Source organism: Cellulomonas wangsupingiae, from assembly GCF_024508275.1.
Lineage (GTDB): Bacteria > Actinomycetota > Actinomycetes > Actinomycetales > Cellulomonadaceae > Cellulomonas > Cellulomonas wangsupingiae.
The window spans coordinates 1976120-1990771 of the sequence record NZ_CP101989.1; the positions used below are offsets into that span (position 1 = coordinate 1976120).

Here is a 14652-nt window from a genome sequence, read left to right on the forward strand (position 1 = left end):
GGCGAGAGTACGGCGGCGGGACATTCGGACGCATGTGCAGGTCGCGCGTCCAGGAAATGCACCGCCCGAGCGCAGCCGTTTCCTACATCGAGTCGCCCCAGCGGTATCCCAGCGCCGCGAGCGCGACGGCCACCGCGAGCACGCCGACGCCGTAGGCGAGCGCGACTCCCCATTTCTTCTGACGCACGAGCTGGACCAGCTCGTAGCTCGCCGTGCTGAACGTCGTGTAACCGCCGAGGAATCCGGTGCCCAGGGCGGCGCTCACGTCCGTCGAGGCCAGGTCGCCGGCCACCAGGCCCGTCAGCAGGCCGAGCAGGAACGACCCGGTGAGGTTGATGACCGTGGTCGGCCACGGGAACGCCGACGTGGTGCGGGAGCGCACCAGTGCGTCCACCACGTAGCGGGTGCAGGCGCCGGCGCCGCCGGCCACCACCACCAGCAGGAACAGGCCCGGTGTCATGACGCCCTCCTCGTCGCCCCGTGCGGGTCGGCGTGCCCCTCGATGCGGCGCAGCTCCTGCTCGTCGGGTCCGCGCGGGTGCAGGCGCGAGCCGAGCGCGATGCCGGCGAGCGTCGCGAGAGCGCCGAGCACCACGGTGCCCAGCGCGTACGTCACGGCGATGCCGCCCCGGGAGTGGTCGAGCAGGACGGCCGTGTCGGTGGCCAGCGAGCTGTAGGTGCTCAGGCCGCCGCAGAACCCGGTGCCGAGGAGGAGCTTGAGCCTGCCGGCCAGGGGCGTCCCGGGCAGGGCGCGTGCCACGCCCTCGTACAGGTAGCCCAGGGCGAAGGCCGCGAGCAGGTTGACCACCGGGATGACGACCGGGATGTCGTCGACGTCCGGCACCGCGAGCGACAGGCCCTCACGTGCCGCGACCCCGGCCGCTCCGCCGACGAGCACGAGGCCGATCGCGGACCAGCGCAGCGTCACGCGGTGCGGTGCCGCGTGAGGTGCGCCCTGTGGCGCAGGTGCCGCGCCCCCGGGAGTCGTCGTCATGGTCGTCACGCTAGGGCGAAATATTCCCGGTCGCCTGCGCAGATGACCACGACGATCGGTGAAGCGATTCATTCGACCACGCGTCCAGAAATGGCAAGGGCGTGAAAATCGATTCACTTGCGCAGGCGTCCAGTAAATGCCTCCCATGTCTTTCGGGTGAACACCGGGTGAAATGTTGCCCGAAGCACCCCGGGTACTGGTCGCCCGCTGCTCCCAGAACTTGCCAGGAATGTGCTCCGGGGTATGGTCGCTGTAAAGGCGCAGGTTGGCTGCGCGTTCTCGTCCGAAAGGTCACCGCATCATGGATCTGACGCCTCGTGAGAGGGAGAAGCTCTACGTGTACCAGGTGGCCCAGCTCGCCCGGCAGCGGCGCGAGCGGGGGACCAGGCTGAACGTGAGCGAGGTGCAGGCGCTCGTCTCCGAGGCGATCCTCGAGGGGGCGCGCGACGGCAAGTCGGTGGCGGAGTGCATGGAGCTCGGCAAGCACGTCGTCGCCGAGGCCGACTGCATGCCCGGCGTCCGGGAGCGGGTCTCGCTGCTGCAGGTCGAGGCGACGTTCCCGGACGGCAGCAAGCTGGTCTCCTGTCACGACCCCGTGTCGGCCTGAGCATGGCCGGCTCCCACGTCCGACCGGTGCTGGTCGGCGGGCACGAGAGCGCGCGGGGGGCCGACCTCGAGCGCCTGCTCGACGCCCTGCCGGGTGCTGCGGTGTGCACGCCCGGGCGGTCGCTCCAGGACGTGGTGCGGGCGCGGCTCGCCGGCGGCCCGGAGCCGGTCGCCGTGCTGCCGATGACGTGGGGCCGGGACCCGGTGATGGTCGCGGACACGGCGCGCACGCTGCGCTGGCTCGCCACGGGGTCCGGCAGGGGGCGGATCGCGCTGTGCACCCCGTTCGGCACCGTCGACCACCTGGTCGCGCTGCTCCGGGCGGCGGCGACCCGGACGGCCACGCACGTGCCGGGCGCCGGCCTGGTGGTCGCCGCACCGAAGGCCGACCCGTTCGACGACGCCGAGCTGCACCGGATCGCCCACCTCGTGCGGACGTTCGGCAGCGGGCTGGAGATCGGGGTCGCGTGCGTGGGCACCGACGCCGACCTGGAGCGTGCGGTGCACCGCGTCCGCGTGCTCGGCGCGCAGGACGTGGTCGTCGTCCCGGCCGGCTTCGCGGCCACGGCACCCGACGCGGACGCCCTCGACGGGGCGTCCTTCTTCGGCCCGCTGCTGTCGGACCCCGCGCTGCTGCGGATCGTCCGGGAGCGTCTGGCGGACGCGGCCCACGAGCTGGCGCACGGTCACGACGGCATCGAGGACGGCCTGGCGGCCGACCACGGGCACGGTTACGCCCACTCCCACGCGTTGGGCGAGCACGAGCACCCGCACACCCACGGCCACACCCACCCGCACCCGCACGACCTTCCCCACGCCCACCAGCCGGGCGCCGGGGACGACGTGACCGCGGCGCCACCACTCGGCGCGCCCGCTCCCGCCCGCGGCTGACGCGGACGTCTCGACCCGACCACCGAAGGCGGAGGAACCACGATGCTCGGCAGCCCGAAGTACCACCACACCGAGGACGACATCGAGATCAACGCGGGGCGCCAGAAGGTCACGCTCCTCGTGGCCAACACCGGCGACCGCGCCGTGCAGATCGGGTCGCACTTCCACTTCTTCGAGGTGAACCGCGCCCTGAAGTTCGACCGTGAGAAGGCGTACGGGATGCACCTGGACATCCCGGCCGGCAACGGCGTCCGGATCGAACCGGGCGACACCCGCGAGGTGACGCTCGTCGCGTACGGCGGCGGCCGCCGGGTCGTCGGGTTCAACAACCTCGTCGACGGGGGCCTGGACTCCCGCCAGACGCGTCTGGACGCGCTGCGTCGGCTCGCCGAGCGCGAGTTCGCCGACGGCACACCGGAGCAGCCGGCTGCCGGCACGAAGAACGAGGGGGAGCACTGATGGCGATCATCTCGCGCAAGCAGTACACGGACCTGTACGGCCCCACCGTCGGGGACAAGGTCCATCTGGCCGACTCGAACCTCGTGATCCAGATCGAGCACGACTTCACCGAGGGGCTCTACGGCGACGAGGTGGTCTACGGCGGCGGGAAGACCGCACGTGACGGCATGGCGGCCGACCCGCGCACGACCTCGGCGCAGGGCGTGCTGGACCTGGTCATCACCAATGCGATCATCCTCGACCCCGTGCTCGGCGTCCTCAAGGGCGACATCGGCGTCAAGGACGGCAAGATCGCCGGCATCGGCAAGGCCGGGAACCCCAACCTCCAGAACGGGGTCGACCCGCGCCTGGTGGTCGGCCCGGGGACCGAGCTCCTCGCCGGCGAGCACCTGATCGCGACCGCGGGCGGCATCGACGCGCACGTGCACTACATCTCGCCCCAGCAGGGGGACACGGCGATCTGCGGCGGCATCACCACGCTGTTCGGCGGGGGCACCGGCCCGACCGACGGCTCGAACGGTGTCACCACCACACCCGGCGTCTGGAACCTGCACCGCATGCTCGAGGCGGCGGAGGACATGCCCGTCAGCATGGGCATCTACGGCAAGGGCAACGGCTCGTTGCGGCCGGCGCTCGAGGAGCAGGTCGAGGCCGGGGCGGCCGCCCTGAAGGTCCACGAGGACTACGGGACGACCCCGGCGGCCCTGAGCAACGCCCTGTCCGTGGCGGACGACTACGACGTCCAGATCACCGTGCACACGGACAGCCTCAACGAGGCGGGCTACGTCGAGGACACGATCTCCGCGATCGACGGCCGCACCATCCACACGTTCCACACGGAGGGCGCCGGTGGCGGCCACGCGCCGGACATCATGAAGCTCGCCGGGCACCCGAACGTGCTGCCGTCGTCGACGAACCCGACCCTGCCCTACACCGTGAACTCCGTCGACGAGCTCCTCGACATGGTGATGGTCTGCCACCACCTGTCGCACGACGTCCCCGAGGACGTCGCGTTCGCGGACTCCCGCGTGCGTGCCGAGACGATCTCGGCCGAGACCGTGCTGCACGACGAGGGCGTCATCTCGATGTTCTCGTCGGACTCCCAGGCGATGGGCCGGATCGGCGAGTCCTTCACGCGGGCGTTCCAGACCGCCCACCACAACAAGGACAAGCGCGGCAAGCTGCCGCAGGACGCCGAGGGCAACGACAACTTCCGCGTGCTGCGGTACCTCGCCAAGGTCACGATCAACCCGGCGATCACGTGCGGCATCTCCGACTACGTCGGCTCGCTCGAGGTCGGCAAGATCGCCGACATCGTGCTGTGGCCGGTCGGGTCGTTCGCGGCCAAGCCGAAGATGGTCCTCCAGGGCGGCCTCGTCAAGTGGGCCGTCATGGGGGAGCCGAACGCCTCGCTGCCGACGCCGCAGCCGGTCTTCTACCGGCCGATGTTCGGGTCGTTCGGCAGGGCGCAGCAGAGCACCCGGGTGACGTACATGTCGCAGGCGGCCGTCGAGGCCGGTGTCCCGGACAAGCTGGGGCTGGAGAGCACGGTGCTGCCGGTGCGCCGCACCCGCCAGCTCGGCAAGGGCCACATGGTGCGCAACGGCTCCCTGCCCGTCGTCGACGTGGACCCCGAGACGTACAAGGTGACCCTCGACGGGGAGCCGGCCCACATCGAACCGGCGCAGACGCTGCCCATGACCCAGCTCTTCTTCCTGGCCTGAGGAGCACGGTGGCGACCGACGTCCGGGCGCTGCTCATGAGCCTGCAGCTGTCCGACTCCGCGTTCCCGAGCGGCTTCTACACGATGTCGCACGGGCTCGAGGGGTTCAGCCAGGCGCGGCTGGTCGACCACGGGGGGGTGGTCGGCCTGCTGCGCGGGCTGCTGCGGCACGGGGTGGGCCCGGGCGACGCGACAGCGCTCGCCCGGGCCCACGAGGCGGTCGTCGCCGGCGACTGGGAGCGGGTGCACCAGGTCGACCACCTGCTGTTCGCGACCAAGCTCAACGCCGAGATGCGGCGGGCGTCGGTGCGCAGCGGGCACCAGCTCACGGACGTCGTGGGCGTGGCGGTGGGCGGTCCCGAGATCGCCCGGTGGGCGCAGGGCCTGGCGGCGAAGCGGTCGCCCGGGTGCCAGCCGGTCGCCACCGCCGTGGTGTACGCCGCGACGGGGGTGAGCACGACCGCGGCCGTCGCGTCGGACCTCGCGGCGTTCTCGATGAGCGTGCTCGGGGCGGCGCTGCGTCTGCGGCTCGCGGACCACCGGGAGGTGCAGGTGGCCCTGCACGCGCTCGCACCGGTGATCGAGGAGGTGGCCGACGAGGCCGTCGGCCGCGACCTGGGCGACATGGGCGGCTGCGCCCCCATGGCGGACGTGATGTCGGCGCAGCACGAGCGTGCCGAGGCGCGCCTGTTCGCCAGCTGAGGACGTGCCGGCGGACGCCGGCAGGACGGAGACGAGGATGAACGAGAACGTGCTGAGGATCGGCATCGGTGGCCCGGTGGGCTCCGGCAAGACCGCCCTGACGGAGGCGCTGGTACCGCGGCTGATCGCCGTCGGGCGGCGTCCTGCCGTGATCACCAACGACATCTACACCCAGGAGGACGCCCACCACGTGCGCCGGGAGCTCGCCGGCGTGCTCGACCCCGAGCGGGTGGTCGGCGTCGAGACGGGTGCGTGCCCGCACACGGCTGTCCGCGACGACCCGACGATGAACCTGGCCGCGGGGGCGGAGATGCTCGAGCGGTTCCCCGACGTGGACACGCTGCTGTACGAGTCGGGGGGCGACAACCTCACGCTCACGTTCTCCCCGGCGCTCGCCGACGTCTTCGTCTTCGTGCTGGACACGTCGGAGGGCGAGAAGATGCCGCGCAAGCGGGGTCCGGGCATCACGGACTCCGACATCCTCGTCATCAACAAGATCGACATCGCGCAGTACGTGCGCACGGACCTGGGTGTGATGGAGTCCGACGCGTACCGGGTCCGCGACGGCAAGCCGGTGGTGCTGACCAACTCGCTCACGGGCGAGGGCGTCGACGTGCTGCAGGACCAGATCCTGGCGATGTGGGACGAGCGCAGCCGCGCGCTGGTGCCGTGAGCGCAGACCTCGCCGCCCAGCCGGCCGCTCGCGCCGTCCCGCCCCGTCGACGGGCGGGACGACGCGCGCCCGGGCCGAGCGCCGACCCGGGGCCCGTCCCCGCGTACGGCGGGCACCACCTGCAGCCGGCGTACTACGAGCCCGAGCGCGTGCCCCGGGAGGTGGCCCGCTTCAGCGGGGTGCCCGAGATGCTGCCCACGGGCAGCCCCGGCAAGGTGGGCGTCCTCGACCTGGAGTTCGCCCGCACCGCGTCGGGCACGGAGCTGGTGGGTCACTACCAGAAGTCCCCGCTGCAGATCATGCGCCCGCTGTACTACGACCCGCTGCGCCCGGACATGCCGTACGTCTACCTCATGTCCACGGGGGCGGGCGTGCTGCAGGGAGATCGGCTGCGCACCGACCTGCGGTTCGGGCCAGGGACGAGCGCGTACGTCACGACCACCGCGTACACGCGGGTGCTGCGCATGGAGCACGACTACGCGGTGGCGCAGGTGTTCGTCGACGTCGGCGACGAGGCGTACGTGGAGCACCTGCCGGAGCCGGTGATGATGTTCCGCGACGCGCGGCTGTACCAGAGCACCCGGCTGACGGTCGCGGAGTCGGGCACGCTCCTGGCCGGTGAGACGCTGCTCGCCGGGCGGCTGGCCCGCGGGGAGCGGCACCGGTACGCGGCTCTGGCCTCGGACGTCGAGATCCGGCGCCCGGACGGGACCGTGCTGGCGGTCGACCGGGTGCGCCTGACGCCGCAGGACGGCGGGACCGGGGGCCTGGCGGTCCTCGCGGACCACGACGTGCTGGGGATGCTCTACGTGGTCACGCCGCTGGCGACGGCCCGTGAGCTGACCGACCTGCTGCACGCCGAGCTCGCCGACGCGCCGGACGTCCTGCTGGGCGTCAGCGCCCTGCCGGGCGACGTCGGCGCCTGGGTCCGCATCGTCGGCGACGCGACGGCGCCCGTCACGCACGCGACGGCGCGCGCGTGGCGGGCGCTTCGGCTGCACCTGACGGGCTCCCCGGCACCGCTGGTGCGCAAGACCTGACCGGGCGCGCGTCCTGCCGACCCGGCCCGTCCACTCCACCGCACGTCAGGAGAGTCCCATGGCAGCGTCCACGTCACCGACCCCGTCCTCGCGCCTGGGTTCCGCGGTGGACCCCCGCTCGTGGGCGGACGGGCTGTCGCAGATCTTCTTCCAGCGCAACGTGTGGACCGGCCTGCTCATCCTCGCCGCGTTCGTCGTGGCCGACTGGCGCATGGCGGTGCTCGTGCTCATCGGCGCGATCGCCGGCACGGTGACGGGCGCGCTGATCGGCGCCGACGACGTGCCGCTGGGCATGCAGGGCTTCTGCGGGGCGCTGCTCGGTGCCGCCGTGTACACGGCGCTCGGCGCCCAGGGCTGGTCGTACCCCATCGCGCTCGTCGGCGGGATCGCGTGCGCCTTCGTGACGTGGTTCTTCGTGCACCTGTTCGCCAGCCGACCCCTCGCGAGGTTCGCGCTGCCCGCCACGACGGCGCCCTTCTGCATCGTCGCCGGCGTCATGCACGCCACCACGGCGCGCCTGCAGGAGCGCTCGCCCGCCATCCACGTCACCGACGACACCGCGGTCACCTACCTGCGCTCGCTGCTGACGAACGTCTCCGAGGTCGTCCTGGTCAGCAGCGTGTGGGCCGGCGCCCTCATCCTGCTGGGCCTGTTCATCGCGTCGTGGAAGGTGGGCCTCGCCGCCGTCATGGGCAGCGCCGTCGGGAGCCTGTGCGCGTTCGCCCTCGGCTGGTCCGAGTCCGACATCGGCGAGGGCCTGGCCGGGTACTCCGGCGTCCTGACGGCGATCGCCCTGTCGGTCGTCTTCCTGCGCAGCAGCGCCGCCTCCTGGGTCTACGCCGCCGTCGGCACGGTCGTGACCGCCGTGGTCACCCTCGGCCTCAACGACGCGTTCGACGCCCCGCACTACACGTGGCCCTACATCCTCACGACGTGGGTCTTCCTGGTCATCGCGGTGGCCGTCCCCGCCCTGCGGCGACCATGACGCTCGACACGGGCCGGCCGGCCGCGCGCCGTGCCACGGGACGTCCACGTCGTGGAGGGACGTCGCGCCACGTCGGGCCCGACGCCGCCGGACCCGTGCGCGTGCGGATCCACGACGTGCACGTGACCGGACGGCACGGCCCGATGCTCGACCTGCCCGCTCTGACCTTCGGCACGGGGGAGTGCGTGCTGGTGGCGGGCGACCCGGGGCACGGCCACACGGCGCTGGCGCTGGCCGCGAGCGGACGCCTCGCGCCCGACGCCGGCACGGTCACCCTGACGACGTCCGCGGGCTCCACCACGCGCCCGGACGCGCTGCGCGCCGTGACCGCCGTGGTCGACCTGCCGGAGGTCTCCGCACCGGACGAGGTCCTGACGGTGGGCACCGTGGTGTCCGAGGAGCTGGCGCTGGCGCGGCGGCCCAGCGGGCCGCGCGCCACCCGGGCGTGGTTGGAGCGTCACGACCTGCTGGACCGCCGGGACACCCGCGTCGAGGAGCTCGACGGCCCGCTGCGCACGGCCCTGCTGACGTCGCTGGCGGCCGAGCGCGCCGACGTGCGGCTGCTGGTCCTGGTGCTGCCCGACCGGCACGGCGGTGACCCGGCCGGGTGGTGGTCCGTCGCCCAGGCGTTCGCGGCCCGCGGCTACGGCGTGCTCGTGCAGTGCACGCGCTCCTCCGCGCGCCACCTCGGCATCCGCGTGCCCGCGACCCGGGGGGACGTCGCCGGGCGCGCGGCACCGGTCGAGGCCACGCGGTCGGCACCGGGCGTCGCGCCCGCACCCGAGCCGCCCACCACCCGCGAGCTGCCCGCGGTGCCCCAGGACGCGGGTGCCGACCCGGCCGACGACGAACCGTCGGTCGTCGACGACGAGGTCGACGACCCCACGGCCGTGCTGCCGGACGACGCGCCGAGCGGGGGTGGGCCTGTCGACCAGGGCTCCGACGCGGGGGAGAGCCCGTGATCAGCCTCCGTCTGGCCGCCACGGAGCTGCGCCGGCTCGCGGCCGGGACGCTGCCGAAGCTGGCGCTCGCGGCGTTCGTGATCATCCCCTCCCTGTACTCCGGGCTGTACCTGTTCGCGAACGAGGACCCCTACGGCCGGCTCGACGAGGTCCCGGCGGCGCTCGTCGTCACGGACGAGGGCGCGACCACGACCGACGAGGGGGACGGCAGCACCCGACGGGTCGACTACGGCCAGGACGTGGCGGACCGTCTGCTCGACGGCGACGCCGGGTTCCACTGGATCCGGACCACCCAGGCCGACGCCGAGGCGGGGGTGCGCACGGGCCGCTTCGACGCGGCCCTGATCGTCGGTCCGTCGTTCTCCGCCGACCTGGTGTCGCCCGCCGAGTACCGGCCGCGGCAGGCGAGCCTCACGCTCGTCACCAACGACGCCAACAACTACCTGTCCGCCACGATCGCGGACACCATCGCCGGCGACGTGCGCGACGCCATCGCCACCGAGGTCGGCACCGAGGCCGCGGACAGGTTCCTGCAGGGGTTCGGGTCCATCCACACGAACCTCGCCGACGCCGTCCAGGGGGCCGACCGGCTCGTGGCCGGGACGGCCCAGCTGTCGACCGGCGCCTCGGAGCTCGTCGGTGGCACGGACCGACTCGCGCAGGGGGCCGCCGAGACGTCCTCCGGCGCATCCGCGCTGGCCTCCGGTGCGCAGGCGCTGCCCCCGGCGGTCCAGGAGCTCACGGCCGGTGCCCGGCAGCTCGCGAGCGGGCTGCACACCCTGCGCGACCGCACGAGCTCGCTGCCGGCCGACACCCGTCGCCTGGCCGACGGTGCGCAGCAGGTGGCCGCCGGGGACGCCGAGGTGGCGCGGCTGGGACGCGAGGCGGCCACCCTGGCGCGGGACGTCGCGGACCAGGCGGTGCGTGACCGCGGCCCGCTCGACGGCCGGCTCGCCGAGCTGGTCGCCGCCGGGCGGCTGACCGAGGAGGAGGCGGCGGAGCTCGCCGGCCTCGCCACGGACGTCACCGACGAGGTCACCGCGGCCGCGGACAGGCTCGACCAGGCGTCGCAGGAGCTCGACCGCCTGGCGGCGGGATCCGCCGAGGTGGCCGCGGGGGCGCAGGAGCTCGCCGACGCGGCGCCCGCGCTCACCCAGGGCATCGCGGCCGCGGCGACGGGTGCCGACGAGCTCGCCGCAGGCGCCGGGCGGCTGAAGCACGCGGCCCGGACGCTCGTGACCGACCTCGGCACCCTGGCCGACGGCACCGCACAGGTGTCGCAGGGCGCCGACGAGGTGGCCGCCGGCAGCGTCACGCTCGCCGACGGCACCACGCAGGTCGCCTCGGGCGTCACCGAGCTGCGCGACGGGCTGCAGCGCGGCCTGGGCGCGATCCCCGACCTCGACCAGGAGACGGAGCGGGCCACGGCCCGGACCATCGGCGACCCCGTGCGGGTGGCGAAGGACCAGCTGGCCCCGGCCGGCAGCTACGGGGCCGGCCTGGCACCGTTCTTCATGGCCCTGGCGACCTGGATCGGTGGCTACGTCCTGTTCCTGCTCGTGCGGCCGATGTCCCAGCGGGCCCTGGCCGCGGGCGCCCCGGCCTGGCAGACGGCGGTCGGCGGCTGGCTGCCGGCCGCCGTTCTGGGGGCCGCGCAGGTCGCGGTGATGACCACGCTCGTGGCGTTCGCGCTGGACATCCGTCCCGTGCACGGCGGCTGGACCGTCGTGCTGCTGCTGCTCGCGTCGGGCGCGTTCGTCGCGATCCTCCAGGCGCTGAACGTGTGGTGGGGCGTGGTCGGGGAGTTCCTGGGCCTGGTCCTCATGCTGGTGCAGCTCGTCACGGCGGGCGGGACCTTCCCCTGGCAGACCATCCCCGAGCCGCTGCTGTCGGTGCACCGGCTGCTGCCGATGTCCTACACGGTCGAAGGGCTGCGCCAGACGCTCTACGGCGGCGACCTCGCGATCGCCGCGCGGGACGCGGGCGTCCTGGCCGCGGTCCTCGTGGCGGCGCTCCTCGCGACGACCTGGGCGGCCCACCGCCGCCGCACGTGGACGCCGCAACGGCTGCAGCCCGAGCTCGTGCTGTGACGGGACGACCCGGAGGCGAAGGGGACGCGCGTGGACACGGTGTGGCTGCTGCTCGGGATCGTGGTGCTGGGGGCGACCCTGCTCGACGTCTTCCTCACGGCGCTCAACTACGACGAGTCGGGATTCCTCGCCGGGCCGGTGATGCGGTGGCAGTGGCGCTCGCTGCGGCGCGTGACGCGCCGGCTGCCGCGGCGCTGGCGGCCCGTGGCGCTGCGCCAGGTCACCGGGATGCAGGTGGTCGTCGGCATCGTGCTGTGGGTGTGCGGGACGATCCTCGGCTACGGGCTCGTCTACTACGGCCTCATGACGAGCAGGTCGTTCTCCGTCTCCGGCACGGGCGCCGAGCTCGACCTGTTCAGCAGCCTGTACTTCAGTGCCGCGCAGCTCTCCACGGTGGGCGGGTCGACCCTGACGGCCGAGACCGACGTCCTGCGCTTCCTGTCCATCGCGGAGACGCTCACGGGGGTCCTGCTCCTGTCGCTGGTGCTGACCTTCCTCCTGGGCGTGTACGGCGTCATCGGTGACCTCAACTCGCTGTGCACCCAGTTCGTGACGGCCGAGCGCGGAGCGGGGACGCCGGTGGCCAGCCTCGCACCGTACTTCCGTGACGGTGAGCCGAACGGGCTGGACGGCCACCTCGACGCCGTGGGGGACGCCTTCGCCTCGTACACCTCGGGGATGCGTCTGCACCAGGCCGCCTACTACTTCCAGAGCGGTCGCGACCGGTTCGCCCTGCCGTACGCGCTGCGCATGGTCTCCGGCACGGTCGCCGCCCTGCGGTGGGGTCTGCCGACGGGACACCCCGGGGCGGCCGTGCCCCGCCTGGTGCCGCTGACCTTCGAGTACCTCGAGCTCGGCGACTACCTGCAGCGTCGCGTGCGCTGGACCAGCTCGGACGTCCCCGCCGCGGTGCCGGCCGGGACCTTCGCCCGGCTCGCCCGGGGGGACGCCGGTCACGACACCGCCGACCCCTGGGCCGCGCGCTTCCTCCAGCTCGACAGGGACATGGCGGCGCTCGCGGGCGTCGAGCCGCTGGCCGACCCGGACGACACCTACCGGCGCTACTGCGCGTGGCTGCCGTTCGCGTACCGCGCGCAGCAGATCGCCCTCGCCGTGGGACGCGACCTCGACTACCAGCCGATCATCGTCAGCGACCGGCCCGTCTCGCTCCTGCGGCCCGAGAGCGACGTGGCACTGCGCCAGGTCGACGAGTACCTGACGGGCCCGGCGCTCCCGCTCCCGCACCCCGCGGCCGGTGGCCGCTTCTCGCGCTGGCGGGCGTTCGTCGACGACCACCTGGCGCAGGTCGACCCCGGGTTCGCCCGGCTGAGGTCGGCGGGACGCGCACTGCTGGGGGCCGTCGCCGCGGGTGCCACCGGGTACCTCCTGGTCCGCGCGCTCGGGCAGGACGACGTGCGACCGGCCATCTTCGGTGCCTTCGTCGCGATGCTCAGCACCGGGATCGCCGCCGACCGGACCGTGCGCGCGCGCAAGGTGACGAGCGTGCTGCTCCTCGTGCCGGTCGCGGTGGTGGTGCTCCTCGGCGCGCTGGCGTCCGGGTCCCCGGTGCGGACCGGGGTGCTGGTGGTCCTCGTCGCGGTCGTGGGGACCTGGCTGGGACGGTTCGGACCGCGGTGGGCAGCACTGGGCCACGTCACGTTCCTGGTCTACTACTTCGCCCTCATCATGCAGCTGCGGCTGTCCGAGGTGGCCCTGTACGTCGCGACCGCGGTCCTGGGCGTCGCGTGGGGCTTCCTCCTGCGCTACGTGGTGCTGAAGGAGCACCCCGCGCGTGTCCTGCGCGCGGGCGTCGCCGGGTTCGGGCGGCAGCTCGTCACGTCGATGGACACCCTCGTCGACGCCGTCTCGTGGGCGCGCTGGGACCCGGACGTCAGCAGGCGCGTCGAGGTCGACCAGCGCCGGCTGCAGCGCGGCGGCGCCTACCTGGGCGGTCAGCTGACCGGCGAGCCCGACGCGACAGGCGTCGACCCCGTCCGCGGTGCGGAGCTGCGCCTGCGGCTGTTCGACACCACGCTCGCCGCCGCCCACCTGGCGGGAGCCGCGCGCGACGTGACCGGGACCACGCTGTCCCTCGAGCTGCGCGGCCGGCTGGCGGGTCGGCTCCAGCTCCTGCAGGCGCACCTCGCGCGGCTCGCAGCCGGCCCGGCGGCCGCCACGGGCCGGCCCGCCCGCGAGGCGTCGCTCGCCGTCGAGCCGTGGGACACGACCCCGCCGCCCGCGCACTGGCCGCGCGCGGCACGTGCGCTGCAGCGCGCGACGGACGAGCTGTACCGCGCCGCCCGCGCGCTGGCCGACGCGGAGCTCGCCGCGCTCGACCCCGCGGCGCCGTCGAGACCGCCCGTCCCGGGTGATGACGAGGACCGCGCGCTGGACGAGATCGCGTGGACCGCCACGACGGCGCAGCCGGCGACGGCCCACCGGCTGTCGCCGACGAGCCGGCGGGCGGTCCAGGCCGGCGTCGCCGTGGCCGCGGCACTCGGGATCGGGGAGGTGGTGTCGTCGAGCCACCAGTACTGGGCCACGCTGGCGGCGTACCAGGTGCTCGGCGGGACCGACGGCGAGACGTTCGTCAAGGGGGCCCAACGGGTCGGCGGGACGGTCGCGGGCGCCGCGATCGGGTTCGCGGTCGCGATCGGCACCGGCCACGAGCCCTGGGTCCTCGTGCCCCTGCTCGCGGTCGCGGTCTTCGCCTCGACGTACTTCCGTCAGGTCTCACCGGCCGTGTCGACCCTGTGGACCACGATGATCTTCGCGGTCGTCTACGAGTTCCTCGGGCGCCTGACCCCGGTCGCGCTGGAGCTGCGTGTCGCCGAGACGCTGCTGGGGGCGGCCGCCGCCCTGCTGGTCGCGTGGCTGGTCCTGCCCACCCGCACACGCGTGGTGCTCGACGACGACGCGTCCGTGCTGGTCCGGGACATCGCCACGGTCGTCACCACGGCGGTGGGCCGCCTGGACGGCAGCTCGCACGTCTCGTCGCGCGCGCTGCAGGACCGGCTGCTCGCCATCGAGCGGGAGGCCCGCACGGTCAGCGCGACCGCGGCCCCCCTGCGCCGGGCGGCGGGCGCGTCGGGAGCGGACGGCGTCGAGGGTCGGCTGACCGCGCTGTGGTCCCTGACGTACGACACGCGCCACCTCGTGCGGGCGGTCGAGGCGGCGCTCGAGGCCGGGCCCACCGGCACGGAGGACTGGTCGGCGGTGCGCGCCACGCTCGGCGAGAACCTCACGGCGCTCCTCGACGCGCTGGCCGGCCGGCTGCCCGGCGCGGTCGAGTCCGACCTCCCGCTCCTCGTCGTCGCGCACGACGTACCGGTGGGCCCGGTGGACGACGTCGTGCGTCATCTGGTCCGGATCAACGACACGGTCGTGGTGCTGGTCGGCGACGCGTCGCCCGGTGCCGTGGGGGAGAGGGAGCCCGCCGCACCGATCGGCGCCTGACGGCGACCTCCGCAGACGTGCCGACGGCCGCGCCCTGCGACTGACGCGGGGCGCGGCCGTCGGGACGGCACG

The 14652-nt window shown here is 73.9% G+C and carries 13 protein-coding genes; 11 read left to right on the forward strand and 2 right to left on the reverse strand.

The window, feature by feature from the left end:
• Positions 1–82: 82 nt before the first annotated feature.
• Together NP075_RS09145 and NP075_RS09150 are read right to left on the reverse strand one after the other, a co-directional pair.
• Positions 83–460, reverse strand: a complete 378-nt coding sequence (locus tag NP075_RS09145) for a fluoride efflux transporter FluC (RefSeq protein ID WP_227562895.1) — start codon at positions 458–460, stop codon at positions 83–85.
• On the reverse strand, positions 457–993 hold the full coding sequence (locus NP075_RS09150; protein WP_227562896.1) for a fluoride efflux transporter FluC: 537 nt from the start codon (positions 991–993) through the stop codon (positions 457–459). Before NP075_RS09150 ends, NP075_RS09145 begins: the two co-directional genes overlap by 4 nt.
• A gap of 301 nt (positions 994–1294) precedes the next feature.
• Here NP075_RS09150 and NP075_RS09155 point away from each other — a divergent pair, with 301 nt between their 5' ends.
• The 11 genes from NP075_RS09155 to NP075_RS09205 all read left to right on the forward strand — a co-directional run bounded on the left by NP075_RS09155 (position 1295) and on the right by NP075_RS09205 (position 14580).
• The gene (locus NP075_RS09155) at positions 1295–1600 is read left to right on the forward strand and encodes an urease subunit gamma (RefSeq protein WP_227562897.1); all 306 of its coding nucleotides are present in this window, start codon (positions 1295–1297) and stop codon (positions 1598–1600) included.
• A gap of 2 nt (positions 1601–1602) precedes the next feature.
• Positions 1603–2490, forward strand: coding sequence for a sirohydrochlorin chelatase (locus tag NP075_RS09160; protein WP_227562898.1), 888 nt, complete (start codon positions 1603–1605; stop codon positions 2488–2490).
• A 42-nt stretch (positions 2491–2532) separates the two neighbouring features.
• Positions 2533–2949 (forward strand): urease subunit beta, encoded by a 417-nt coding sequence (locus NP075_RS09165; RefSeq protein WP_255628548.1) that lies wholly within the window; start codon positions 2533–2535, stop codon positions 2947–2949.
• A complete protein-coding gene (gene ureC, locus NP075_RS09170) occupies positions 2949–4673 on the forward strand; it encodes an urease subunit alpha (protein ID WP_227562899.1) in 1725 nt (574 codons plus the stop codon). Before NP075_RS09165 ends, ureC begins: the two co-directional genes overlap by 1 nt.
• Before the next feature lie 8 nt (positions 4674–4681).
• A complete protein-coding gene (locus tag NP075_RS09175) occupies positions 4682–5374 on the forward strand; it encodes an urease accessory protein UreF (protein WP_256791764.1) in 693 nt (230 codons plus the stop codon).
• A 37-nt stretch (positions 5375–5411) separates the two neighbouring features.
• Positions 5412–6047, forward strand: coding sequence for an urease accessory protein UreG (ureG, locus tag NP075_RS09180; RefSeq protein ID WP_227562904.1), 636 nt, complete (start codon positions 5412–5414; stop codon positions 6045–6047).
• Positions 6044–7087 carry an urease accessory protein UreD gene (locus NP075_RS09185; RefSeq protein ID WP_227562905.1) on the forward strand — a complete coding sequence of 348 codons (1044 nt, stop codon included), beginning with the start codon at positions 6044–6046 and terminating at the stop codon, positions 7085–7087. Before ureG ends, NP075_RS09185 begins: the two co-directional genes overlap by 4 nt.
• Before the next feature lie 58 nt (positions 7088–7145).
• A complete protein-coding gene (locus NP075_RS09190) occupies positions 7146–8072 on the forward strand; it encodes an urea transporter (protein WP_227562906.1) in 927 nt (308 codons plus the stop codon).
• 122 nt (positions 8073–8194) lie between these two features.
• Positions 8195–9034, forward strand: coding sequence for an ATP-binding cassette domain-containing protein (locus NP075_RS09195; protein WP_227562907.1), 840 nt, complete (start codon positions 8195–8197; stop codon positions 9032–9034).
• Positions 9031–11124, forward strand: coding sequence for a YhgE/Pip domain-containing protein (locus NP075_RS09200; RefSeq protein WP_227562908.1), 2094 nt, complete (start codon positions 9031–9033; stop codon positions 11122–11124). The genes NP075_RS09195 and NP075_RS09200 overlap by 4 nt, the downstream gene beginning before the upstream one ends.
• 30 nt (positions 11125–11154) lie before the next feature.
• A complete protein-coding gene (locus NP075_RS09205; RefSeq protein ID WP_227562909.1) occupies positions 11155–14580 on the forward strand; it encodes an FUSC family protein in 3426 nt (1141 codons plus the stop codon).
• Positions 14581–14652 lie beyond the last annotated feature (72 nt).